The organism is Companilactobacillus kedongensis (assembly GCF_003946625.1).
GTDB lineage: Bacteria > Bacillota > Bacilli > Lactobacillales > Lactobacillaceae > Companilactobacillus > Companilactobacillus kedongensis.
The window spans coordinates 130,064-155,047 of record NZ_RHOR01000002.1 but is presented as its reverse complement, the minus strand read 5'-3'; the positions used below and the strand labels follow the sequence as shown (position 1 = coordinate 155,047).

29 protein-coding genes and 1 pseudogene are annotated in these 24,984 nt (G+C 38.6%); 2 read left to right on the top strand and 28 right to left on the bottom strand.

What is annotated here, in order from left to right:
• Positions 1-20: 20 nt before the first annotated feature.
• The 20 genes from rpmD to rpsJ are packed head-to-tail and all read right to left on the bottom strand — an operon-like array spanning position 21 to position 8,592.
• Positions 21-206, bottom strand: coding sequence for a 50S ribosomal protein L30 (rpmD, locus tag EKM60_RS02555; protein ID WP_057766328.1), 186 nt, complete (start codon positions 204-206; stop codon positions 21-23).
• Positions 207-223: 17 nt separating this feature from the next.
• Complete coding sequence (rpsE, locus tag EKM60_RS02550) at positions 224-724, bottom strand: 30S ribosomal protein S5 (protein ID WP_125674851.1); 501 nt, start codon at positions 722-724, stop codon at positions 224-226.
• Between the two features lie 18 nt (positions 725-742).
• Positions 743-1,108, bottom strand: a complete 366-nt coding sequence (gene rplR / locus EKM60_RS02545; protein ID WP_318530683.1) for a 50S ribosomal protein L18 — start codon at positions 1,106-1,108, stop codon at positions 743-745.
• Between the two features lie 17 nt (positions 1,109-1,125).
• Positions 1,126-1,656 carry a 50S ribosomal protein L6 gene (gene rplF, locus EKM60_RS02540; protein WP_125712126.1) on the bottom strand — a complete coding sequence of 177 codons (531 nt, stop codon included), beginning with the start codon at positions 1,654-1,656 and terminating at the stop codon, positions 1,126-1,128.
• 30 nt (positions 1,657-1,686) lie between these two features.
• Entirely contained in the window at positions 1,687-2,085 is a 399-nt protein-coding gene (gene rpsH, locus EKM60_RS02535; RefSeq protein WP_125712124.1) for a 30S ribosomal protein S8, read from the bottom strand.
• A 25-nt stretch (positions 2,086-2,110) separates the two neighbouring features.
• Positions 2,111-2,296: a type Z 30S ribosomal protein S14 gene (locus EKM60_RS02530; protein WP_125712122.1), complete on the bottom strand. Its 186-nt coding sequence runs from the start codon at positions 2,294-2,296 to the stop codon at positions 2,111-2,113.
• A gap of 19 nt (positions 2,297-2,315) precedes the next feature.
• Complete coding sequence (gene rplE, locus EKM60_RS02525) at positions 2,316-2,858, bottom strand: 50S ribosomal protein L5 (RefSeq protein ID WP_057766340.1); 543 nt, start codon at positions 2,856-2,858, stop codon at positions 2,316-2,318.
• Between the two features lie 16 nt (positions 2,859-2,874).
• On the bottom strand, positions 2,875-3,117 hold the full coding sequence (gene rplX, locus EKM60_RS02520; protein ID WP_125712120.1) for a 50S ribosomal protein L24: 243 nt from the start codon (positions 3,115-3,117) through the stop codon (positions 2,875-2,877).
• Between the two features lie 32 nt (positions 3,118-3,149).
• A complete protein-coding gene (gene rplN / locus EKM60_RS02515) occupies positions 3,150-3,518 on the bottom strand; it encodes a 50S ribosomal protein L14 (RefSeq protein WP_057766345.1) in 369 nt (122 codons plus the stop codon).
• 29 nt (positions 3,519-3,547) lie between these two features.
• Positions 3,548-3,823 (bottom strand): 30S ribosomal protein S17, encoded by a 276-nt coding sequence (gene rpsQ, locus EKM60_RS02510; protein ID WP_125674865.1) that lies wholly within the window; start codon positions 3,821-3,823, stop codon positions 3,548-3,550.
• Positions 3,824-3,846: 23 nt separating this feature from the next.
• Complete coding sequence (gene rpmC, locus EKM60_RS02505; RefSeq protein WP_125674867.1) at positions 3,847-4,041, bottom strand: 50S ribosomal protein L29; 195 nt, start codon at positions 4,039-4,041, stop codon at positions 3,847-3,849.
• A complete protein-coding gene (gene rplP / locus EKM60_RS02500; RefSeq protein WP_125674869.1) occupies positions 4,031-4,462 on the bottom strand; it encodes a 50S ribosomal protein L16 in 432 nt (143 codons plus the stop codon). The genes rpmC and rplP overlap by 11 nt, the downstream gene beginning before the upstream one ends.
• Positions 4,463-4,465: 3 nt before the next feature.
• A complete protein-coding gene (gene rpsC, locus EKM60_RS02495) occupies positions 4,466-5,137 on the bottom strand; it encodes a 30S ribosomal protein S3 (protein WP_125712118.1) in 672 nt (223 codons plus the stop codon).
• 17 nt (positions 5,138-5,154) lie between these two features.
• Entirely contained in the window at positions 5,155-5,508 is a 354-nt protein-coding gene (gene rplV, locus EKM60_RS02490) for a 50S ribosomal protein L22 (RefSeq protein ID WP_125674873.1), read from the bottom strand.
• 20 nt (positions 5,509-5,528) lie between these two features.
• Positions 5,529-5,807, bottom strand: coding sequence for a 30S ribosomal protein S19 (gene rpsS / locus EKM60_RS02485; protein ID WP_125712116.1), 279 nt, complete (start codon positions 5,805-5,807; stop codon positions 5,529-5,531).
• Between the two features lie 34 nt (positions 5,808-5,841).
• Positions 5,842-6,675 (bottom strand): 50S ribosomal protein L2, encoded by an 834-nt coding sequence (rplB, locus tag EKM60_RS02480; RefSeq protein WP_125712114.1) that lies wholly within the window; start codon positions 6,673-6,675, stop codon positions 5,842-5,844.
• A gap of 16 nt (positions 6,676-6,691) precedes the next feature.
• Positions 6,692-6,979: a 50S ribosomal protein L23 gene (gene rplW / locus EKM60_RS02475; protein ID WP_125712112.1), complete on the bottom strand. Its 288-nt coding sequence runs from the start codon at positions 6,977-6,979 to the stop codon at positions 6,692-6,694.
• Positions 6,979-7,599 (bottom strand): 50S ribosomal protein L4, encoded by a 621-nt coding sequence (rplD, locus tag EKM60_RS02470; RefSeq protein WP_125712110.1) that lies wholly within the window; start codon positions 7,597-7,599, stop codon positions 6,979-6,981. Before rplD ends, rplW begins: the two co-directional genes overlap by 1 nt.
• Before the next feature lie 17 nt (positions 7,600-7,616).
• Positions 7,617-8,252, bottom strand: a complete 636-nt coding sequence (gene rplC / locus EKM60_RS02465; RefSeq protein ID WP_125593337.1) for a 50S ribosomal protein L3 — start codon at positions 8,250-8,252, stop codon at positions 7,617-7,619.
• A gap of 31 nt (positions 8,253-8,283) precedes the next feature.
• Positions 8,284-8,592: a 30S ribosomal protein S10 gene (gene rpsJ, locus EKM60_RS02460; protein WP_125593336.1), complete on the bottom strand. Its 309-nt coding sequence runs from the start codon at positions 8,590-8,592 to the stop codon at positions 8,284-8,286.
• Between the two features lie 290 nt (positions 8,593-8,882).
• Between rpsJ and EKM60_RS02455 the strand changes: the two genes are divergently transcribed.
• Positions 8,883-10,037, top strand: a complete 1,155-nt coding sequence (locus tag EKM60_RS02455; protein WP_125712107.1) for a CPBP family intramembrane glutamic endopeptidase — start codon at positions 8,883-8,885, stop codon at positions 10,035-10,037.
• Between the two features lie 43 nt (positions 10,038-10,080).
• Here EKM60_RS02455 and fusA read toward each other — a convergent pair whose 3' ends face one another.
• The 3 genes from fusA to rpsL are packed head-to-tail and all read right to left on the bottom strand — an operon-like array spanning position 10,081 to position 13,135.
• The gene (fusA, locus tag EKM60_RS02450; protein WP_125712105.1) at positions 10,081-12,177 is read right to left on the bottom strand and encodes an elongation factor G; all 2,097 of its coding nucleotides are present in this window, start codon (positions 12,175-12,177) and stop codon (positions 10,081-10,083) included.
• A gap of 34 nt (positions 12,178-12,211) precedes the next feature.
• Entirely contained in the window at positions 12,212-12,679 is a 468-nt protein-coding gene (gene rpsG / locus EKM60_RS02445; protein WP_057766372.1) for a 30S ribosomal protein S7, read from the bottom strand.
• Positions 12,680-12,721: 42 nt separating this feature from the next.
• On the bottom strand, positions 12,722-13,135 hold the full coding sequence (rpsL, locus tag EKM60_RS02440) for a 30S ribosomal protein S12 (protein ID WP_125593333.1): 414 nt from the start codon (positions 13,133-13,135) through the stop codon (positions 12,722-12,724).
• 218 nt (positions 13,136-13,353) lie between these two features.
• On the opposite strand from rpsL, the pseudogene EKM60_RS11355 reads away from it, so the two are divergent.
• Positions 13,354-13,608 (top strand): annotated as a pseudogene (locus EKM60_RS11355) (prepilin peptidase); the annotation flags it as partial.
• A 12-nt stretch (positions 13,609-13,620) separates the two neighbouring features.
• Here the strand turns inward: EKM60_RS11355 and EKM60_RS11175 are convergent.
• The 5 genes from EKM60_RS11175 to EKM60_RS02415 form a co-directional block, all read right to left on the bottom strand.
• The gene (locus tag EKM60_RS11175) at positions 13,621-13,761 is read right to left on the bottom strand and encodes a hypothetical protein (RefSeq protein ID WP_225426986.1); all 141 of its coding nucleotides are present in this window, start codon (positions 13,759-13,761) and stop codon (positions 13,621-13,623) included.
• Positions 13,762-13,998: 237 nt separating this feature from the next.
• On the bottom strand, positions 13,999-14,817 hold the full coding sequence (locus EKM60_RS02430) for an alpha/beta hydrolase (RefSeq protein ID WP_125712100.1): 819 nt from the start codon (positions 14,815-14,817) through the stop codon (positions 13,999-14,001).
• Positions 14,818-14,899: 82 nt separating this feature from the next.
• Entirely contained in the window at positions 14,900-18,565 is a 3,666-nt protein-coding gene (gene rpoC, locus EKM60_RS02425; RefSeq protein ID WP_125712098.1) for a DNA-directed RNA polymerase subunit beta', read from the bottom strand.
• Between the two features lie 28 nt (positions 18,566-18,593).
• Complete coding sequence (gene rpoB / locus EKM60_RS02420; RefSeq protein WP_125712190.1) at positions 18,594-22,202, bottom strand: DNA-directed RNA polymerase subunit beta; 3,609 nt, start codon at positions 22,200-22,202, stop codon at positions 18,594-18,596.
• Between the two features lie 245 nt (positions 22,203-22,447).
• Positions 22,448-24,946: an ATP-dependent Clp protease ATP-binding subunit gene (locus tag EKM60_RS02415; protein WP_125712096.1), complete on the bottom strand. Its 2,499-nt coding sequence runs from the start codon at positions 24,944-24,946 to the stop codon at positions 22,448-22,450.
• Between the last annotated feature and the right edge of the window lie 38 nt (positions 24,947-24,984).

Genomic DNA, 24,984 nt, shown 5'->3' with positions numbered 1-24,984 from the left:
TCCTAATCTTTTAAAATTTATTAATCTTTAACTTCTTCAACGCTAACTAGATGAGCGATTTTTAATACAGCACCACGGATTGCAGGATCGTCCGGCTTAACAACTGAGCTATTGACTCTTCCGAGTCCTAGTTCTTTAACAATTGTACGTTGAGCAGGAAGGCGGTGAGCTGCACTTCTAATAAGAGTAATTTTAAGTTTAGCCATAATTACGCACCTTTCTTTTAGTTAAGCAATTCTTGGGCTGAAATTCCGCGCATCTCAGAAACGCTTTCAGCTGTCTTAATTTCTTTTAATCCTTCGATTGTTGCACGAATAACGTTGATTGGTGTATTTCTACCAAGTGATTTACTTGTAATATCACCAACACCGGCTAATTCAAGGACGGCACGAACAGCACCACCGGCTGCGATACCAGAACCTTCGACAGCAGGCTTCAACATAATTCTACCAGCACCGAATCTACCAATAACTTCGTGAGGAATAGTTGAGCCAACCATAGGAACGTTAATTAAGTTCTTTTTGGCATCTTCAACAGCCTTACGAATAGCTTCGGGAACTTCTTGAGCTTTACCAGTTCCGAATCCAACGTGACCAGCTTTGTCACCAACGATTACGATAGCAGCAAAACGTAGACGGCGTCCACCTTTAACAACCTTTGTGACACGGTTGATTGAGACAACGCGATCTTCTAATTCCATTTGAGATGGATCGATATATGTCATAAATTTGGTTTCCTCCTTCTAGAATTTTAGCCCATTTTCACGAGCTGCTTCAGCAAGACTTTGTACACGACCATGGTAGATATATCCGCCACGATCAAAGACAACTTCACTGACTTTAGCATCTTGTGCTCTTTTGGCAACTAATGCACCAACGGTTGCAGCTTCATCAACTTTAGAACCGTCTTTTACCTCTTTATCAAGAGATGAGGCACTTGCTAGCGTTACACCCTTTACGTCATCAATTACTTGAGCGTAAATGTTTTTATTAGAACGGAATACGTTTAAGCGTGGGCGCTCAGCAGTACCAGAGATCTTGGCACGCACACGTTTTTGGCGCTTTTGACGTGCTTTATTTTTATCTGGTTTAGAAATCACAATTTTCACCTCATACTAATTATTTACTATTTACCAGTTTTACCTTCTTTACGACGGACATATTCGTCAACATAACGAATACCTTTACCCTTATATGGTTCTGGGGGACGTACGTCGCGGATAACGGCAGCAAATTGACCAACCTTTTGTTTACTGATACCAGAAATATTGATTTCAGTATTTGAAGGTGATTCAATCTTGATACCCTTAGGTGCATCCATAACTACAGGATGTGAGAAACCAACAGAAAGTGTTAGTGTGTCACCTTTAACTTGTGCACGGTAACCAACACCTCTAAGTTCAAGTTTCTTTTCGAAACCTTCTGTAACACCAAGAATCATGTTGTTAAGGTTTGAACGCATTGTTCCGTGAAGAGCTTTATCATTATCACTTTCACGATCGAACTTTGCTTCTTTACCTTCAAGAGTTAACTTGATTTTTGGATCAAAATGTCTTGTTAATTCACCCTTAGGGCCTTTAACAGTAATATCTTCATCTTTTGTAGTAATTGTAACTCCTTCTGGAACTTCAATTACTTTATAACCGATACGACTCAAATTCGTGCACCTCCTTATCTTTTAAAAATTTTACCAAATATATGCAAGAACTTCGCCACCAACACGTTGTGCACGGGCTACTTTGTCAGTTACAACACCTTTTGATGTTGAAAGGATAGCAATACCTAATCCATTAAGGACCTTAGGCACATTATCTGAATCTACATAACTACGTAAACCAGGTCTTGAAATACGTTTCAAACCAGTAATTACACGTTGTTGATCCTTACCATACTTTAAGACAATACGAATAACATCTTGTTTGTTATCTTCAATGATTTCGTAATCTTTGATAAATCCTTCATTCTTCAAGATCTCTGTCATGCTCTTCTTAATGTTTGAAGCAGGAACTTCTAGAGATTCATGTTTAACCATATTTGCGTTACGGATTCTTGTAAGAAAATCCGCAATAGGATCTGTCATGACCATTTATTTTACCTCCTCTTTTAATATCTTACCAACTAGCTTTTCTCATGCCAGGAATTTGACCTTTGTGGGCCAATTCGCGAAGGCAAACACGGCAAAGCTTGAACTTACGATATACAGAATGTGGACGACCACAACGTTCGCAACGTGTGTACTCTTGTGAAGAGAACTTAGCAGGTCTGTGATTACGTACTATTTGAGACTTCTTAGCCATTGAATTTGACCTCCATTAATTATTTTGAAAATGGCATTCCTAATTGTGTTAATAATTCACGTGATTCTTCATCGGTGTTAGCTGTTGTAACAATAACGATGTCCAATCCACGAATTTTGTTAACCTTATCATAATCGATTTCTGGGAAAACCAATTGTTCTTTAATACCTAGTGTATAGTTACCACGACCATCGAATGAACGAGTACCTACACCGTGAAAATCACGTACACGAGGTAAAGCGATATTAATTAACTTGTCAAGGAAGTCATACATACGGTCACCACGAAGTGTAACCTTAGCACCGATTGACATACCTTCACGTAATCTGAATCCGGCGATAGACTTCTTAGCCTTTGTGATCAAAGGTTTTTGACCAGCTATAAGTCCTAATTCTTCTACTGCTTCATCAAGATTCTTTGAGTTAGCAATAGCATCACCAACACCCATGTTTAAAACGATCTTGTCAATCTTTGGTGTTTGCATGTTAGATGTGTAATTGAATTTTTCCATCATTGATGGTGTAATTTCTTTTACATACATTTCTTTTAATGCATTAGCCATTTAGTTTTCTCCTTTCTTACTTGTCTTCTTTATCAGATGATTTCTTTACAACTTTTACGTTAGTTGCGCTAATAGCTTTCTCAACATCAGCGATTCCGCCTTGAGGTTGTGTATTGCTTGGCTTTGAATGTTTCTTAACGACATTCACACCTTCAACGATAACTTTGTTTTCACGTGGCAAAGCTTTTTTAACTACGCCTTGTGTACCTTTGCTATCACCGGCAATAACGACAACATTGTCTCCAGTTTTTACAAACACTATTCAGCACCTCCTGAATTATATTGATCTTTTTATAGAACTTCTGGTGCTAATGATACGATCTTCATAAAATCATTATCACGTAATTCACGAGCAACAGGTCCGAAAATACGAGTTCCTCTAGGTGTCTTATCAGCGTTAATAATTACCGCAGCATTTTCATCAAATCTGATGTAAGAACCATCTGTACGGTGAGCACCGGATACAGTTCTTACGATAACTGCCTTAACGACGTCACCCTTTTTAACAACGCCACCTGGTGTTGCTTGTTTAACAGTAGCAACAATAACATCTCCGATGTTAGCTGTCTTACGGTTTGAACCACCAAGAACTTTAATAGTTAGAATTTCACGAGCTCCAGAGTTATCTGCAACTTTTAGACGACTTTCTTGTTGAATCACTTCTTGGTCCTCCTCTCATCAGTTTTAAACTAGATAATAACTGCTTTCTCGACGATATCTAATAAACGGAAGCGCTTTGTCTTTGACAAAGGTCGAGTTTCCATGATACGTACAACATCGTTAACCTTAGCTTCGTTATTCTCATCTTGAACGTAGTACTTCTTTGAATATCTTACACGCTTCTTATAAACTGGATGCTTCTTGTATGTTTCAACAACAACAACAATTGTCTTGTCCATCTTATCTGAAACAACGCGTCCTTGATATACTTTACGACTGTTACGGTCTTCTTGTTTTTCGCTCAACTTGATATCTCCCTTCCTGTTTATTATTTATCGTTGTTCTGTTGGTTTTGAACAGTTCTTAATCTTGCAATGTTCTTTCTAACAGCATTTAAACGAGCTGTGTTTTCCAATTGGCCTGTGGCTTGTTGGAAGCGCAAGTTGAAAAGTTCTTCTTTATATTCTTTAACTTTATCTTGTAATTGAGCAGCAGTTAGCTCTTTGATTTCACTAGCCTTCATCAGCGCCACCTACTTCCTCACGTTTTACAAACTTTGTTCTAACTGGCAATTTGTGAGATGCAAGTCTCAAGGCTTCACGAGCAACTTCTTCAGGAACTCCACCTATTTCAAACAAGATTTTCTCACGTTTTACTGGGGCAACCCAACCTGCAGGTGCACCTTTACCAGAACCCATACGAACTCCAACACCTTTAGCGGTGTATGATTTATGAGGGAAGATTTTAATCCAAACCTTACCACCACGCTTCATGTAACGAGTCATAGCAACACGGGCTGCTTCAATTTGTCTATTAGTGATCCAGCTTGAATCGAGTGCTTTCAAACCATATTCACCAAAGGCAACACTTTTACCACCCTTAGCTTCTCCGCGCATCTTTCCACGGAATTCACGACGGTGTTTTACACGTTTTGGTACTAGCATAGATTATTCTCCTTTCTCTTCGTTTTTTGCATCATTATGTACTGGTTTGGCTGGTAGGATTTCACCACGGTAGATCCAAGTTTTAACACCTAAATTACCATATGTAGTAGCAGCTTCTACCCATGCGTAGTCAATATCTGCACGCAATGTGTGTAGAGGAACTGTTCCTTCTGTATGCCATTCTCTACGAGCCATATCGGCACCGTTTAGACGACCAGAGATTTGAACTTTGATACCTTTAGCACCTGCACGTCTTGTACGTTGAACGGCTTGACGTTGTGCACGTCTGAATGCAATACGAGCTTCTAGTTGACGAGCAATGTTCTCACCAACAAGTTTTGCATCCAAATCAGGTTTCTTAATTTCAATAATATTAATGTGAATGTTTCTGTTAACTAGCTTATTTAGTTCATTACGTAATTTTTCAACTTCTGAACCACCCTTACCGATAACCATTCCTGGTTTTGCGGTATGAATTGAAACGGTAACGTTCTTTGCAGTACGTTCGATCTCAATTCTTGAAACGGAAGCATTTGAAAGTTTATCTTCAATATACTTACGAATTCTAAGGTCTTCATGTAAAAATGTTGAAAAGTCTTTTTCTGCGTACCATTTTGCATCCCAGTCGCGAATAACGCCGACACGGAATCCAACTGGATTAATCTTTTGACCCACTCAAATTACCTCCAATACTAATTTTTTTCACTTACTACAACAGTGATACTACTTGTTCTCTTATTGATTGGTGATGCTGAACCTTTAGCTCTTGGGCGGAAACGCTTCAAAGTTGGTCCTTCGTTAACGAATGCTTCGCTAACAAATAGGTTTTGGGCATCCAAATCAAAATTATGTTCTGCGTTCGCAATTGCTGACTTAAGAGCTTTAGCAATAATTGGAGAGCCTGCTCTTGGTGTGAATTGTAACATTGCAAGTGCCTCAGCAGCATTCTTGCCTCTTATTAGATCAATAACAAGGCGAGCTTTGCGAGGTGCAATACGAACATTTTTTACTCTGGCTGTTGCAGATGTAATTTCTTGTTCTGCCATCTTTTAAGTCTCCCTTCTTATTACTTAGTTGTCTTCTTATCGTCTGTACCATGACCATGGAATGTACGTGTAGGTACGAATTCACCTAACTTGTGTCCAACCATGTCTTCTTGGATGTAAACTGGAACATGCTTACGACCATCATGAACTGCGATTGTGTATCCTACGAAATTAGGAAAAATTGTTGAACGTCTTGACCATGTCTTGATAACTGACTTTTTGTCAGAATCTGCTTGTGCTTCGATTTTCTTCATCAAATGTGCATCAGCAAATGGTCCCTTTTTTAAACTACGACTCATCTTATGTCCTCCTTATATTATTCTAATGAAATAATTACTTACCTTTTCTGTGACGAATGATAAGCTTTTCAGATTTGGCATGTGATGAACGAGTCTTCTTACCCAAGGTCTTCTTACCCCATGGTGACATTGGTGATGGATGACCGATAGGAGCTTTACCTTCACCACCACCGTGTGGGTGATCGTTAGGGTTCATAACTGAACCACGAACTGTAGGTCTGAATCCTTGCCAGCGTTTACGACCAGCTTTACCAATCTTGATCAATTCGTGTTGTTCATTTCCAATAGCACCGACAGAAGCACGGCATTTAGAAAGAATCATACGAACTTCACCTGAAGGTAAACGAAGTAATGAATACTTACCATCTCTACCAAGCAATTGAATTGATGTACCAGCAGAACGACCTAATTGGCCACCCTTACCAGGTTTTAATTCAACGTTGTGAAGAATTGTACCAACTGGAATATTTTCTAGTGGAAGTGCGTTACCTGGTTTGATATCTGCATCAACACCTGATTCAACAACTTGTCCAACTTCTAGACCCTTAGGAGCTAAGATATATGACTTAACACCATCTGAGTAGTGTAGTAAAGCAATATTAGCTGTACGGTTAGGATCATATTCAATTGACTTAACTGTAGCTTTTACACCGTCTTTTAATCGTTTGAAATCGATAATACGGTATTTTTGTTTGTGACCACCGCCACGATGACGTACTGTAATATGACCGTATGAGTTACGACCAGCTGTATGGCTTTGTGATTCTAGCAATGTCTTTTCAGGAGTTGTCTTAGTGATCTCCGCAAAGTCAGAACCAGTCATATTACGACGACCGTTTGTGGTTGGTTTATACTTGATAATCGCCATTATTTGACCTCCTTATTTATTCTTCATCAAAAATCTTAATTTCATCTGAATCATCTGTAAGAGTAATGATAGCCTTACGACGTTTTGCTGTTAAACCAACATAACGACCTTGGCGCTTCTTCTTACCAGAAACATTCATAATATTTACTTTTTTAACCTTAACACCGAAAATTTCTTCAATGGCTTGTCTTACAAGTACCTTGTTTGCGTCAAGAGCTACATCAAATGTGTATTTCTTGTCGCTCATGGCGTCCATTGAGCTTTCAGTGATAACTGGGCGAATAATTACGTCTCTTGCGCTCATTATCCAAGCACCTCCTCAATCTTAGAAAGTGCTGCTTTTGTAACAACTAACTTATTGGCGTTAATAACGTCAAGTACGTTTACACCTTCTGGTGCTACAACCTTAACTTTATCAATATTTCTTGCAGATAAAGCAACATTGTCATTACCATCTTCGACAACTACAAGAGCCTTGTCAGCACCTACTTTATTAAGTAATTGTGCAAAGTTCTTTGTACTTGGTTTGTCGTATGAAATTGAGTCAATAACGATTAGGTTACCGTCAGCAGCTTTTTGTGAAAGTACAGACTTCAATGCCAAACGGCTAACTTTTCTAGGAAGACGATATGAATAAGATCTTGGTGTAGGGCCGAATACGACACCACCACCTACCCATTGAGGGGATCTGATAGAACCTTGACGAGCACGTCCAGTTCCTTTTTGGCGCCATGGCTTCTTACCACCACCACGAACTTCAGAGCGGTTTTTAACATCATGTGTACCTTGTCTTAATGAGGCACGTTGCATAATAACTGCATCTGTAACTACGTTGTTGTTTGGTTCGATACCAAAGATTGAATCATTTGCTTCTACAGTACCGTTCTCAGCACCGCTATCTTTATAAGCTGTGATTTTTGTCATAACTCATTTCCTCCTTCCTATTTTTGATTAGCTTTAACAGCTGTTTGAATTTTAACTAGTGAGTTGTTTGCTCCGGGTACATTACCCTTGATCATAATTGCATTACGTTCAGCATCAACTTTTACAATTGCAAGATTTTGTGTTGTAACACGGTTGTTACCCATACGTCCTGGTAGCATCTTACCCTTGAAAACACGGTTAATGATGGCACCCATTGAACCGGGAACACGGTGATATCTAGAACCGTGAGTCTCTGGTCCACGAGCTTGTCCAAATCTCTTAATGTTACCTTGGAAACCGTGTCCTTTTGAAATACCTGTAACGTCGACAATATCACCTGAATTAAATGTGTCAGCCTTAACTTCTCCACCTAATTCGTAATCTCCCATTTCAACATCGCGGAATTCGCGAATGTAATGTTTAGGAGTTGTGTTTGCCTTTTCTGCATGACCTTTGGCAGGTTTGTTTGTCAATACTTCACGACGATCTTCCAAACCTAATTGAACAGCCTCATAACCATCAGTTTCAACTGTCTTAACTTGCATAACAACGTTTGGTTCAGCTTCAATAACTGTAACTGGAACAAGTTCGCCGTTATCAGTGAAAATCTGAGTCATTCCGACTTTTTTACCAAGAATTCCTTTTCTGGCCATGTTTGCACCTCCAATAATTTATTTTTAATAATTATAATTTAATTTCAATATCCACACCAGATGGGAGATCCAACTTCATAAGTGAATCTACCGTCTTTGGTGATGGGTTAACAATATCAATAAGTCTCTTATGTGTACGCATTTCGAATTGTTCTCTAGAATCCTTATGCTTATGTGGTGAACTCAACACTGTATATAGTGAACGTTCTGTAGGCAATGGAATTGGACCTGAAATTGTTGCTCCAGTTCTTTTTGCTGTTTCCACAATTTTATCAGCTGATTGATCTAGAATACGATGCTCATAAGCCTTTAAACGAATGCGAATTTTTTGACTTGCCATGGGGTTACCTCCTTTTTCTCTCTTTCAAGATGACCGGCTCCGTGAAAATATCCGCCAACCCTGCCGTGGCAAAGCGGCCGGGTGTGTCGCAACCTTTCACTTCTAAGCCGTCGATATTTATTTAAATACCAATGGGCACATACTTCTTTTTGAAATAAGCACTTTTATAATAATACACGATTATTTTGTCCTTTTCAAGACAATTTACGATATTAAATCGAAAACTTTCTTCAGATAATTTTTATACTAAACTGTGCGATAATTAATGCATCACAGAAAAGGAGGTTTCCATGTCCTATCCTACCAAAGCAATTTCAAATTTGCTATTTAAGATTCAAATTTTCATTAATGGATTTATTGCTTTCGGATTCGGGATCCAGCAACACGAACTGGGATTATTCATCCTAATGATATTAAATCTGCTGGCTCTACTTATTCCATTTGATTCTAATAGGAAGAAACTGGTCAAAATAAATCGCTTCTTTCAAATAATTTTTCAAGCAATCTTTATTCCTGTAAGTATTTCCTTCTTGATCCAGTCTACGATTTATAACTGGAATTCTGGATTGATATTCCTGATTTTAACTTACGCGATCGTAATGTACATTCCTTACACTGTGATCCTGATTGGTGAAATCAAAACTAAAATTATGCAACTAGTCATTACGCTCTTCCTTTTTGTCTTTAACGGACTGAGCTCTCTTGATGTAATGACTATGGATACAAACATCGTCAGAAATCCAATAATAAAAGTTCTATCGAATTCATCGTTTCTTGGAGCATTAATCTTTACTATAATCATTCTCACGGCGATGTATTCTTGGGGCTACCGACTACCTAAAATTGTTTTCGCCAGACAAAGTAATTTAAAAGTTTTGATTGCACTTGGCATCTTCAGTATTTGGTTTATCATTTGGAATGGATTTGGATCTGGTACTAACTTGCTGAATATCTTCACGTCATATGACTTCCATGCCCACCTTACCGTTACAAATATTCTAAGTGGTTTGGAAGCAGGTATTGCAGAAGAGCTGACCTTCCGTTTTGCTATACTAACAATCCTATTGTCTGTATTCAAAAACAGTCAATTCAAAATCTACTATGGAGTTTTCTTAAGTAGTTTGTTATTCGGTCTGATTCATCTGCCTAATACTAGTGTTGGACAAAGTATTAACAATACCATTTTACAAGTGATCTTTGCGGTTGCCTTAGGAATGTTCTTATCTGCAATCTATCTATATACTGACTGGTTCTTTGGACCGGTCATCATTCACTCACTGATTGATATTCTTGCATTTGCTTCATCAGGCAGTCAAATCATGACTGGTAAAGTAACAATTGACGACTATCTTTACAGTATTATAGAAGCTTTGATATTTATCATAATTTCACTATTATTATTAAAATCAGTCAATAATAGAAAAAAATTTAATTTCTACTTTTAGACACAAAAAAACAACCTGAATTTTTCAGGTTGTTTTTTAGTTACTATTCTTCTGCGTTTCCGCCATTCTTCTTGATAATATCAGCTTGAATTGACTTAGGAACTTTTTCGTAATGGTCAAATACCATTGTGAAAGTACCACGGCCTTGTGTAGCTGAACGAAGTGTTGTAGCGTAACCGAACATTTCTGAAAGTGGAACGAATGAGTTAACGAGTTGAGCGTTACCACGTGCTTCCATACCTTCAACACGTCCACGACGAGCAGTAATTTGTCCCATAACATCACCAAGATATTCTTCTGGAGCAACAACTTCAACCTTCATAATAGGTTCAAGAATTACCGCACCAGCTGACTTAGCAGCGTTACGTAAAGCGATTGAAGCAGCGATCTTGAAGGCAGCTTCTGATGAATCGACTTCGTGATATGAACCATCATATAACTTAGCCTTAACATCGATCAATGGGTATCCGGCAAGAACACCATTTTCCATTGATTCCTTCAAACCTTGTTCAACTGAAGGAATGTATTCACGAGGAACAACACCACCGACGATGGCATCTTCGAACTCGAAACCTTTTCCTTCTTCGTTTGGTGTAAATTCAACCCAAACATCACCATATTGACCTTTACCACCTGATTGACGAACGAATTTACCTTGAGCACTAGTTTGTTGTGTAAATGTTTCACGGTAAGCAACTTGTGGCTCACCAACTTTACATGCAACCTTGAACTCACGTTTCATACGGTCAACCATGATATCCAAGTGAAGCTCACCCATACCAGAGATAAGTGTTTCACCTGTCTCAGGATTTGTCTCAGCTTGGAAAGTAGGATCTTCTTCAGATAGTTTTTGGATAGCGATATCCATCTTGTCTCTATCTTCCTTTGAATCAGGTTCGATAGAAACTTGGATAACTGGATCTGGAATATCCAATGATTCAAGAATCAATGGATCATCAGGATCAGTTAGAGAATCACCAGTTGTAGTATTCTTCAATCCGATAACAGCAGCGATATCACCTGAGAATACTTCTGGGATTTCCTTACGGTGGTTAGAATGCATTTGTAGCAAACGACCAACACGTTCACGCTTGTCTTTAGAAGCGTTCAATACATATGAACCAGATTCCAATGTTCCTCTATATACACGGATGTATGTTAGACGACCAACGAATGGGTCAGTAGCGATCTTAAATGCTAATCCAGCAAATGGTTTGTTGTCATCAGCCATAAGTTCTACTTCGCTCTCATCCTTAGGATCTGTAGCGTTGTATGGACGAACTTCAAGTGGTGAAGGTAAGTAATCAACAACAGCATCCATTAACATTTGAACACCCTTATTCTTGAAGGCAGAACCTGCAAGAACTGGGAAGAATTTCAAAGCAATAGTAGCTTTTCTGATTGCTGTACGTAGTTCATCGTTACTGATTTCAGCGCCATCAAGGTACTTCTCCATGATGTCATCATCAACGTCAGCAACTGATTCAACTAATTCAGCACGTTTTTCTTTAGCTTTTTCTAGATATTCATCAGGAACATCAACTGTATCCCACTTTGTACCTAATTCATCTTCGTCATATAAATCGGCTTTCATTTCGATCAAGTCGATAACACCTTCGAAGTTGTCTTCAGCACCAATAGGCATTTGCACAGCGTGTGCATTTGCGTTTAATCTGTCATGAAGTGTTTGTACTGAGTAGTCAAAGTTAGCACCGATTTTATCCATCTTGTTAACAAAGACAATACGTGGAACACTGTAGTTTGTAGCTTGACGCCAAACATTTTCAGTTTGAGGTTCAACACCTGATTGAGCATCAAGAACTGTAATAGAACCATCTAGAACACGTAGTGAACGTTCAACTTCCATTGTGAAGTCAACGTGTCCTGGGGTATCAATAATATTGATACGGTTACCTTTCCATTCAGCAGTTGTAGCAGCTGATGTGATAGTAATACCACGTTCTTGTTCTTGAGCCATCCAGTCCATTTGTGAAGCACCATCATGTGTTTCACCAATTTTATGAATTTTACCAGTATAGTACAAAATACGTTCTGTAGTAGTTGTCTTACCAGCATCAATATGAGCCATGATACCAATGTTACGGGTATCTTCTAATGGGAATTCACGTTTATTAGCCATTAAAACTTAGTTCTCCTTTCAAATATACTAGATTCTACCAACGATAGTGAGCGAATGCACGGTTAGCATCGGCCATCTTATGTGTATCTTCACGTTTCTTAACAGCTGCACCTGTGTTGTTAGCTGCATCCATGATTTCGTTTGCTAGACGTTCGTCCATTGTGTGTTCACCACGTAAACGAGCATAGCTAACAATCCAGCGTAGACCTAGTGTTGTACGACGATCTGGACGTACTTCGATAGGGATTTGGTAGTTAGAACCACCGATACGGCGGGCCTTAACTTCAAGAACTGGCATAACATTGTTCATTGCTTCTTCGAACACGTCCAATGGTTCGTTACCAGTCTTGTCTTTGATGATATCAAATGAACGATATAAGATTGATGAAGCAGTTCCTCTCTTACCATCGTACATCAAGTGATTAATTAAACGAGTTACTAATTTTGAGTTATACATTGGATCTGGCAAAACATCGCGTTTTGGAGCTCTACCTTTACGCATATTAAATTCCTCCGTTATTACGTTATTATTTCTTAATTATTATTATTTCTTGGGCTTCTTTGCACCATATTTTGAACGACTTTGCATACGTCCATCAACACCGGCAGTATCTAAAGCACCACGAACAACGTGATAACGAACACCAGGTAAATCTTTAACACGGCCACCACGGACAAGAACAACACTATGCTCTTGTAAGTTGTGTCCAACACCTGGGATGTATGCTGTAACTTCAATAAGGTTTGAAAGTCTAACACGGGCATACTTACGTAAAGCTGAGTTAGGCTTTTTAGGTGTCATTGTTCCGACACGAGTTGCAACACCACGTTTTTGTGGAGCTGGGTTCTTTGTAGCAACTTTCTTCATACTGTTGTAACCGAAGTTTAAGGCAGGTGAATTTGACTTCGAGCTGACTGACTTACGGCCTTTACGAACTAATTGATTAATTGTAGGCATTAAAAGTTTCCTCCTAAAAATTTAAGTACACACATCCAGGTGGTTCACAATTTTGGAAAAATAATAAACCACGTTAGTGGTGTACATTATGAGCTTATATTTATAAACAATTTACCTTGCTGCCAATAAAAGCACGTCTACTAGAATATCATCTAAAAATAACTATGTCAATGCAACTTGGGGATGATTTACGTAATTTCTTTTTGAGGTGATAAAAGATGAATTATATTTTCAACTTTCTAATTTTTACGTTAGGTACCAGTTTGGTGTCCTTTTTAACAGTAATTGCTCATGAATATCCTCATATTGACCCAATTAGACGTTCACGTTGTGATGGTTGTCAAAGGACTTTACACTGGTTTGAAATAATTCCGATCTGGAGTTATCTAATAGCTAAAGGTAATTGTAAAGATTGTAATAAACCAATTGATAAATTCTATCCACTAACTGAAACAGTCGGTGGACTTTTTTTGCTGGTAACATCGTTAACGCACCAAGATCTCACTTTCGTAATACCACTCTTTACTGTCCTTACCCTTTTGGCACTTAGTGATCACTTCTTTGGTTACGTTTATCTGTCCAGTTACCTGCTGTTTGTTCCCATAATAATTCTCAACATTCAGCACTTATATTTTATCCCAGCTTTGATAGTTTATACACTACTAATATTACTTAATTACTTATACAAAGGTATCGGCCTAGGTGATATTGAAATATTAACTATCCTTGCAATACTGGTTGGTCTTGATTCGATTCTAAAAATAATCCTACTAGCTTGCTTATTGTGTTTAGTCAATTTCTATCTCACTTCTAACAATAAGTTCCGATTCATACCCTACATAACTATATCTACAGCCGTAGTCTTAATTATTAGGTAAAATATTTCTAACCTTCAACCAGTTAATACATAATTCCCACCACTTGGCATTGGCAAAGTTAACATTATCTTCATTACCTGGCTCTTGAGTGACATAAGTTGCTAATGATGAGCCGTGTCCGCCTGAAGCAAACAAATGCAATTCATACGGTATCTTCAAGAACTCCATCTTCTGAGCATAGACTAACGAATTCATAACAGGGACCGTTTGATCTGTGACAGTTTGCCAAATAAATGTTGGCTTAGAATCCTGTGTCAAATGTTCCTGAGCTTGCCAATAGAAAATATCGGGACTGATCTTCATAGCCCAATCTTCTTCAGGCCATCCTAACGTCAAATCAATAACTGGATATCCGATGATATTAGCAGATGGTTGAACCATTATCTCATCATCAAAAATTTTAGACCGAGTTTCTTCATTAGTCATCAATGTATTAAAGTTAGCGACAATATGACTCCCAGCGGAGAAGCCAACCAACAATAATTTATCAAGATCAACATTATATGTATCAGCTTGACCTTTGACCCAGTTTAATAAAGTAGCAAGTTCTTGTAATACTAACGGATAGACTGGTCGATCATCAGATATCAATGGATAATCAAAAACAATTGCATGTATACCTTCTGATGCAAACTTCAAAGCAATCGGTTGTGCTTCACGTCCAGCGATAAACTTATATGCTCCACCCGGACAGATTATCGCTAAAGGTTTTTTTGGCTCATTTTCATAGTCCCCTAGCGGATCTAACCAATAAGTATCAATTTCAAATTTATTGTTCTTAAATTCAAGTTGCTGCTTAGTCATATGTCTCCTCCTTTTGTTCACTAAAAAAATAGCACATTTAGAGCATAAAAAAAAGACAACCGAATGGTTGTCTTTTTAATAATTATTTACCGGGATGTGTTGCATCTTCGGCTTTCATTTGAGCTTCAATATCAGAAATAGTATATGCTCCGTTGATTGAGTTATCAGCCATAGGACCAGTCTTCTTTGGTTCCATGTGGTTGTACTTAGCCATACCAGTACCGGCAGGGATAAGTTTACCAATAATAACATTCTCTTTAAGTCCAAGAAGTGGATCATTCTTACCTCTGATAGATGCATCAGTAAGAACTCTCGTTGTTTCCTGGAAGGAAGCAGCTGACAAGAAACTATTTGTTTCAAGTGAGGCTTTAGTAATACCAAGCAATACTGGACGACCAGTTGCAGGAATACCACCGTTAAACAATGTTTCACGGTTGTGATCTGTAAATTGGGAAATATCCATTAATTGACCAGGTAGAACATCTGTATCACCAGGGTCAAGAATTCTGATCTTACGTAGCATTTGTCTGATCATAACCTCGAAATGCTTATCAGAAATATCAACACCTTGCATACGGTAAACCTTTTGAACTTCAGCAAGTAAGTAATTTTCTGTTGTTTGAACATTTGTAACCTTGATCAATTCCTTAGGATCAATTGAACCTTGTGTTAACTTACCACCACGGTCAACATGGTCACCTTCGGCAACCGCAACGCTTGATGTATAAGGAACACTATAAGATCTAGTATCAATTGCACCTTCGACAGTGATCTCTTTAGTACGTTCAGCAGGATTTTCATCGATGGCAGTAATAGTACCGTCAACTTCAGAAATAACTGCAAGACCTTTAGGGTTTCTAGCTTCAACGATTTCTTGAACACGAGGAAGTCCTTGTGTAATATCGTCGCCACCAGCAACACCACCGGTATGGAAGTTACGCATAGTAAGCTGTGTACCTGGTTCACCGATTGATTGAGCAGCAACAGTACCAACTGCTTCACCAATTTCAACTTCTTCACCAGTAGCAAGGTTTCTACCATAACATTTCTTACATACACCATGTTTTGTATCACATGTGAATGCTGAACGAATTGTTACTTCTTTAACACCTGCATCAACGATCTTTTGAGCTAAGTTTTCGTCCATAAGTACTCCACGAGCAGCTAGAACCTCACCAGTTTCAGGATCTTTGACAGTCTTTTGTGTATAACGTCCAACTAGACGGTCATACAATGGTTCGATCATATCTGTACCTTCCATGATTGAACTTACTAGAAGTCCACGGTCAGTACCACAATCTTCTTCACGTACGATAACATCTTGAGCAACATCAACAAGACGACGTGTTAAGTAACCTGAGTTGGCAGTCTTCAAGGCTGTATCGGTCATACCTTTACGGGCACCGTGAGTTGACATGAACATTTCCAAAACAGATAGGCCTTCACGGAAGTTTGAAATAACAGGGATTTCCATCATACCACCATTAGGGGCGGCCATAAGTCCACGCATACCAGCAAGCTGTGTAAAGTTTGAGATATTACCACGGGCACCAGAATCAGACATCATTGAAATAGGGTTTGTTGGATCAAAGGAATCGATCAATAATTGTTGAATTTCATCCTTAGTATCGTTCCAAACACTGATAACACGGTCATGTCGTTCTTCATCAGTGATAAGTCCACGACGGAATTGCTTAGAAATTGAAGAAACTTGTTTATGAGCTTTTTCGATGATCTCAGGTTTTTCAGTTAAGTTAGGAACATCAGTAACACCAACTGTTAAACCAGAAAGTGTACAGATTGTGTAACCTAATTCCTTCATATCATCAAGCAATGAAGATGTTCTTTGAACACGGTATGTCTTAAAGATTTGGGCAATAATATCACTCAAGTAACCACTCTTCAATGGATCAACAAGTTCCATTTCATCAAGCTTTTCTTGGATGTTCTCACCCTTCTCTAGGAAGTACTTGTCAGGAACACCATTTGTCAAATTATCATCAGTAGGTTCATTCAAGTATGGGAAATCTTCAGGAAGAATTTCGTTAAAGATTACTTTACCAACACTTGTGACCATGATCTTACTTCTTTGATCATCAGTAAATGGTTTGTTTGGCATTGAGTCAACAGCTAAACCAATTCTTGTATGGTAATGTACGTCACCATTTAGAAGTGCAGTTTGTACTTCGTTAGCATCAGTAAAGATCTTACCTTCACCAGTCATATGTCTTGTTTCAATTGTTAAGTAGTAGTTACCCAAAACAACATCCTGTGATGGTGTAACGATAGGTTTACCATCTTTAGGAGCAAGAATATGGTGGGCAGCAAGCATCAACATACGTGCTTCAGCTTGGGCTTCATCTGATAGAGGAACGTGGACAGCCATCTGATCCCCATCAAAATCGGCATTATAAGCTTCACATGCTAGTGGGTGAAGACGGATCGACTTACCATCAACCAAAACAGGTTCAAAGGCTTGAATACCAAGTCTGTGAAGTGTAGGGGCACGGTTAAGTAGAACTGGACGTTCTTTGATTACATCTTCAAGTACATCCCAGATGTCGTCATCTTGACGATCGATCTTTCTTCTAGCATTTTTAACGTTTGAGGCAATCTCACGTTTAACTAATTCATGCATTACGAATGGTTTGAACAATTCCAAAGCCATTTCACGAGGTAATCCACATTGATAGAACTTCAATGTAGGACCAACATCGATAACTGAACGACCTGAATAGTCAACACGTTTACCAAGTAAGTTTTGACGGAAACGTCCTTGCTTACCTTTAAGCATATGTGAAAGTGACTTCAATGGACGGTTACCAGGTCCTGTAACAGGACGACCACGACGACCATTATCGATCAAGGCATCAACAGCTTCTTGAAGCATTCTCTTTTCGTTTTGAACAATGATATTTGGAGCATGAAGATCCAACAATCTCTTCAAACGATTATTACGGTTGATAACACGACGGTACAAATCGTTCAAATCAGATGTGGCAAAACGGCCACCTTCTAGTTGAACCATTGGTCTTAAATCAGGTGGGATAACGGGAATTGCCTCCATTACCATCCACTCCGGTTTGTTACCAGACTTAGCAAAAGCACTAAGAATGTCCAAACGTCTAATGGCACGTGTACGCTTTTGACCTTGAGCAGTCTTTAGTGTTTCACGTAATTCTTTGATCTCCGCCTTCATATCAACTTGGCTAAGTAAATCTCTGATACCTTCGGCACCCATCTTAGCAACAAACTTGTTACCAAATTCTTCACGTTTCTTACGATATTCGGATTCTGTTAGTAGTGTTCTCTTCTCTAGGTCTGTATCACCTGGGTCGATAACTACGTATGAAGCAAAGTAAATTACTTCTTCAAGGTTTCTAGGACTCATGTCCAAGACAAGACCCATACGTGATGGGATTCCCTTGAAGTACCAGATATGTGTAACTGGTGCAGCTAATTCGATGTGAGCCATACGTTCACGACGAACCTTTGAACGAGTAACTTCAACACCACAACGGTCACAAACAATACCCTTATAACGGATACGTTTGTATTTACCACAGGCACATTCCCAGTCTTTAGTTGGTCCAAAAATTCTTTCATCGAATAGACCATCTTTTTCTGGTTTCAAAGTACGGTAGTTGATTGTTTCAGGCTTCTTAACTTCTCCATAAGACCAGCTACGAATCTTGTCAGGAGATGCTAAACCTATTTGCATACTTTCAAATTTATTAACGTCTATCAAAAGGTATCCTCCCTAATCATTATTTTGACTAGTTTTCTGATTTTGTACGTGAGTCAGCAGTTGTATCTTGTGATTCTTCCAACTTCTTGGCTTCTTCTTCTGCACGTTTTTCTTCTTGTTGTTTTGCGAGTTTAGATAGTGCGTCAATACTTACAGTATCATCGTCTTCATCCATATCTCTAAGTTCGATCTCTTTGTTGTGAGAGTCAAGAACCTTCATATCAAGACCTAAGGCTTGTAATTCTTTAACAAGAACACGGAATGATTCTGGAACTCCTGGCTTAGGAATACTTTCACCCTTAACAATAGCTTCATAAGTCTTTACACGACCTACGATATCATCTGACTTGTATGTCAAAATTTCTTGTAGAGTATAAGCGGCACCATAGGCTTCAAGAGCCCAAACTTCCATTTCACCAAATCTCTGTCCACCAAATTGTGCTTTACCACCAAGTGGTTGTTGAGTAACTAGTGAGTAAGGTCCGATTGAACGAGCATGAAGCTTATCGTCAACCATGTGAGCTAGTTTCATATAGTACATAACACCAACGGCTACACGGTTTTTGAATGGTTCACCAGTACGTCCATCATAAAGTGTTGACTTACCATCTGAATCCATATCGGCTTCTTTAACGATATCCCAAAGTTCATCATCTTGAACACCATCAAAAACAGGTGTTGCAACGTGAATTCCAAGTTTTCTAGCAGCCATACCTAAGTGAAGATCAAGTACCTGTCCGATATTCATACGAGATGGAACACCCATTGGGTTCAAAAGAATATCAACTGGTGTACCGTCTGGCATATAAGGCATATCTTCTTGAGGGACAACGATTGAAACAGTACCTTTGTTACCATGACGTCCGGCCATCTTATCACCAACTTGGATCTTACGTTTCTGAGTGATATAGACACGAACCATCATATTAACACCAGGATCCAATTCGTCTCCGGCTTCACGAGTGAAGACTTTAACGTCTTGGATAATTCCGCCACCACCATGTGGTACACGAAGTGATGTATCACGGACTTCACGAGCTTTTTCACCAAAGATAGCATGTAGTAATCTCTCTTCAGCTGATAGTTCTGTAACACCCTTAGGAGTTACTTTACCAACTAAGATATCACCGTCACGAACTTCAGCACCGATACGAATAATACCAAATTCATCAAGATCTTTAAGTGATTCTTCACCGACATTAGGAATTTCACGAGTGATTTCCTCAGGTCCAAGTTTTGTATCACGTGCTTCTGATTCATACTCTTCAATATGAATTGAAGTATAAGCATCTTCACGAACTAATTTTTCTGAAAGAACAATGGCATCTTCGTAGTTATACATATTCCATGTCATAAAGGCAATCAATGGGTTTTGTCCAAGAGCTAATTCACCATTTTCCATTGCTGGTCCATCAGCGATAATATCTCCAGATTTAACTTCTTCACCTTTTCTAACGATAGGTCTTTGGTTATAACTCTTACCATTATTTGAACGACGGAACTTAGTTACTTTATATTCATCAATTGTGCTGTCATCATTACGTTTAATAGTGATCTTTCTAGCATCAACATATTCAACAACACCATCATTCTTAGCAATAAGTGCGGCACCAGAATCATGGGCAGCAATATATTCCATACTTGTACCAACAAGTGGTGCATGTGGATTGACCAAAGGAACGGCCTGACGTTGCATGTTAGCACCCATCAAGGCACGGTTTGAGTCATCATTTTCCAAGAAAGGAATACATGCTGTAGCAACAGAAACTACTTGTTTAGGAGAAACGTCCATGTAATCGACTTTTTCTGGTGTAGTTTCAATATTGTCATCTTTTTTACGAGCTAAAATTGTGCTGTCAGAGAAACTACCATCTTCTTCAAGCTTAGTATTAGCCTGAGCAACAACATAGTTATCTTCTTCGTCAGCGGTTAAATAATCAATTTTGTTTGTAACCTTATGTGTATCCCATGAAACACGACGATATGGTGTTTCGATGAAACCATATTCATTGATAATAGCGTAACTAGCCAAGTTATTGATTAGTCCGATATTAGGTCCTTCAGGAGTTTCGATAGGACACATACGGCCATAGTGAGTATAGTGAACGTCACGAACTTCATATCCGGCACGATCACGAGTCAAACCACCAGGTCCAAGGGCAGATAGACGACGCTTGTGTTCTAGTTCTCCAAGTGGGTTAGTCTGATCCATGAACTGTGACAATTGTGATGAACCGAAGAATTCCTTGATTGAGGCAACAACTGGTCTAATATTGATCAATTGTTGTGGTGTAACAGTTGCTGAGTCTTGAATTGACATTCTTTCACGTACAACACGTTCCATACGTGACAAACCAATACGGAATTGGTTTTGAAGTAATTCACCGACTGAACGAATACGACGGTTACCCAAGTGATCAATATCATCAGTGTTACCAATACCTTCTTTAAGGTTCAAGAAGTAGTTGATACCAGCCAAGATATCTGCAGGTGTAATAACACGAAGTTTGGCATCAATATGACCATTACCGATCATGTTAACAACTTTTTCGTTATCAGCTTCTGAATAAACTTTAATAATTTGAACTGTGATTGGGTCTGTCAATACACCTTCATCGGATGGTTGAAGAGTAACAGTCTTGAAATCTTCGCGTTTAAGGTATGGACTCAATTTGTTCATAGCTTCACGGTCAAGAACTGTATCCTTAGCCAAGATAACTTCACCGGTATCAGGATCAGCAAGTGTTTCAGCCAATGTCTTGTTCAATAGTCTTGTCTTTAAGTTGAGCTTCTTGTTGACCTTGTAACGACCAACTGAGGCCATATCATATCTACGTGGGTCAAAGAATCTAGCATAGAGCAATGAACGAGATGAATCAGCCGTCTTAGGTTCACCGGGACGGAGTCGTTCGTAAATATCCTTCAATGCTTCTTCAACACGAGAATCACTTGTATCTTTATGAACATCTTTTTCAAGAGTCAAATTCAAAGTATCATTCTCACCAAAGATATCAAGAATTTCAGAATCAGCACCAAAACCTAATGATCTGATCAATTCAGAAATAGGTAATTTTCTAGTTCTGTCGATTCTAACGTATCCCAAACCTTTAGCATCTGTTTCAAATTCTAACCAAGCACCACGGTTAGGAATAACTGTTGTACCAAAGTTGATACGACCATTTTTGTCAGTATCTGAATTGTAATAAATACCAGGTGAACGTACTAATTGAGAAACAATAACACGTTCGGCACCATTAATAATAAAGGTACCTTGTTCTGTCATGATTGGAAAATCGCCAAAGAAAACATCTTGAGTTTTGATCTCGCCTGTTTCATGGTTAGTTAATTTCAACGTGACATGCAATGGTGCTGAAAAGTTAGCATCATGTTGTCTTGCTTCTTCAACTGTGTATTTAGGTTCCAATAGTTTGTAATCAACGTACTCTAATGAAAGATTTCCACCGAAATCATCAATAGGCATAACGTCATCAAACATATCCTTAAGTCCTTCATCTAAGAACCAGTTATAAGAATTTGTTTGGATGTCTATTAAATTTGGCAGTGGAAGTACTTCCTTGATCTTTGCATAACTACGACGAACACGGTGTGCACCATAATTAACGTTATGATAAGTCAAATTTTTCACCTCAACATATAATTTGTTCAAACGCAGGCCGAATATTACATTTTCGTTACAAATTGCAAGAAAACGTTTTTATTACCTGTTTTTAGGCAAAAAAAAACCAAAAATAGAATCTTAAATTCTACTTTTGCTTTTTCTATACGGCATAGCCACGGACAATAGATCGTGACTTACGTTTTGAACTTTGAATCTCACAAAAGATAATACTACCTATAAATAATAATGTCAATAGATAGAGATTAGTGTGTGAGTGATTTTTCATTCTTTTGCTTTTTTTCTTCTGAAACAGTCACAGTCAATTTTCCTTGCTTAGAACCAACTTTGATCGTGTCGCCTTCGCCTACTTTATTCATAAGCAAGAGCTCACTGACTGGGTCTTCGATCTCTCTTTGAATAGTTCTTCTCATCGGACGAGCACCATACTCGGGATTATAGCCATCTTTAACCAGATCACTGTAAGCCGCCGGTGAGATAACGAGTTCGATTTTACGATCTTCAAGACGTTTTCTCAAGTTACCACTCATGATCTTAGCAATAGCTTTAAGTTGATCACGATCTAAGGACTTGAAGACGATTGTTTCATCAATACGGTTCAAGAACTCTGGTCTAAAGAATTTCTTCAATTCCGTATTGATACGATTTTGCATTTCCTTGTAATCATCCTGAACATCTTTAGCACCGAATCCGACAGACTTGTCTTCTTGCAATGCACGGGCACCCAAGTTAGAAGTCATGATAATGATCGTATTACGGAAATCGACTTTACGTCCCTTAGCATCAGTTAAGATACCATCATCAAGAACTTGCAACAAGATATTGAAGACATCTGGATGAGCTTTTTCAACCTCATCAAGCAAGATAACTGAGTAAGGTTCATTTCTGACTTTTTCAGTCAATTGACCACCATCATCAAAACCAACATAGCCAGGTGCTGAACCGATCAATTTAGAAGTACTGTATTGTTCCATGTATTCTGACATATCAACACGGATCAAATTATCTTCTGAACCAAACATAACTTCAGCAATTGACTTAGCAAGTTCAGTCTTACCAACACCAGTAGGTCCTAAGAACATAAACGAACCAATTGGTCTATCTGGATCTTTCATACCACTTCTAGCACGGCGAATGGCACGAGAGATAGCACTGATGGCATCATTTTGTCCGATAACACGCTTATGAAGTTCTTTTTCAAGATTCAATAGACGTTCACTCTCTTTACGAGTGATCTGTTTAACCGGAACACCAGTCCATTCAGCAATAATTTCAGCAATATCACTGACCTTAACAACTGGTTGTTTAGCATGACCTGTTTCTTTGGCTTCTTTTAGTTCAGCAATCTTTTCTTGAAGGTCTTGCTCCTTCTCACGAATCTTAGCAGCTTTTTCAAAATCTTGATCTAAGATGGCATTATTCTTGTCATCGATCAACTTCATTGAACGGCTAGTCAAATCATCCAGATCATTATGCTTAGAAACATTATGGATCCTTACCTTAGCAGAAGCTTCATCAACTAGATCGATGGCCTTATCTGGCAAGAAACGATTTGTTAGATAACGTGTTGAAAGTTTAACTGCAGCCTCAATAGCCTCATCTGAAATGATCAAACCATGATGTTGTTCATATCTAGGACGTAATCCCTTTAGAATTTCAACGGATTCATCTTCAGTTGGCTCTTCAACGACAATCTTAGCGAAACGACGTTCCAAAGCACTATCCTTTTCGATGTACTTTTGATACTCGTTTAGAGTTGTGGCACCGATCAATTGCAATTCACCACGAGCTAAAGCTGGTTTCAAGATATTTGAGGCGTCAATGGCACCTTCAGCGCCACCAGCACCAATCAAAGTATGTAATTCATCAATAAATAAAATAACGTGCTTATCTTTATAAATTTCTTCAATGATTTTCTTTAAACGATCTTCAAACTCACCACGATACTTAGTACCAGCTACTAATGAACCCATATCAAGCATCATGATACGTTTGTTCTGCATATCAAGTGGAACTTCTTTTTTAACAATATAACTAGCTAGACCTTCGGCAATAGCTGTTTTACCAACACCTGGTTCACCAACTAATACTGGATTATTCTTAGTTCTACGGCTAAGGATCTGAATAGTTCTCTCGACTTCTTTTTTACGGCCAATAACAGGATCGATTTGATTATCAGCTGCAATCTTAGTTAAATCACGTGCTAATGAATCAAGTGTAGGTGTTCCTGCTGGTTGCTTCTTTTTACGGTTAGCATTAGCTATGTTAGCAGCCATACCACGAGGACCACTCTTAGTTGACATCCCCATCTTGTTAAGAAGCAGATTCTTTGTCTTAGTTAAACTTAATCCTAAATTAGTTAAAATTCGGTTTGCTAAATTATCAGTATCGTCTAAAATGGCCAATAAAATATGCTCTGTTCCAATACGACTAGTGTTGTATTGATCAGAAACATCTTGTGAATTTGAAAGGATCTTTTGTCCCTTAGGAGAATAAGGGAGGTAAATACCCTTGGCGGTATTAGATGAGACATCTCCGTAACCAGTTAGATGTTCGATTTCTTCTTCAACATCGCGTTCACTAACGGCGAGATCTCTCAAAGTAATACCGGCAATACCATCGTTCTCCATAGTCAATCCTAGAAGAATATGTTCTGTTCCAACAGCATTGTGATGAAATGTCTTGGCCTGCTCTTGAGCCAAAACAAGTGCGTTCTTAGCGCTTTCGGTAAATACTTTGTCCATTTTAACTACCTCGACTTATAAATTTCTTGGTGTAGAAA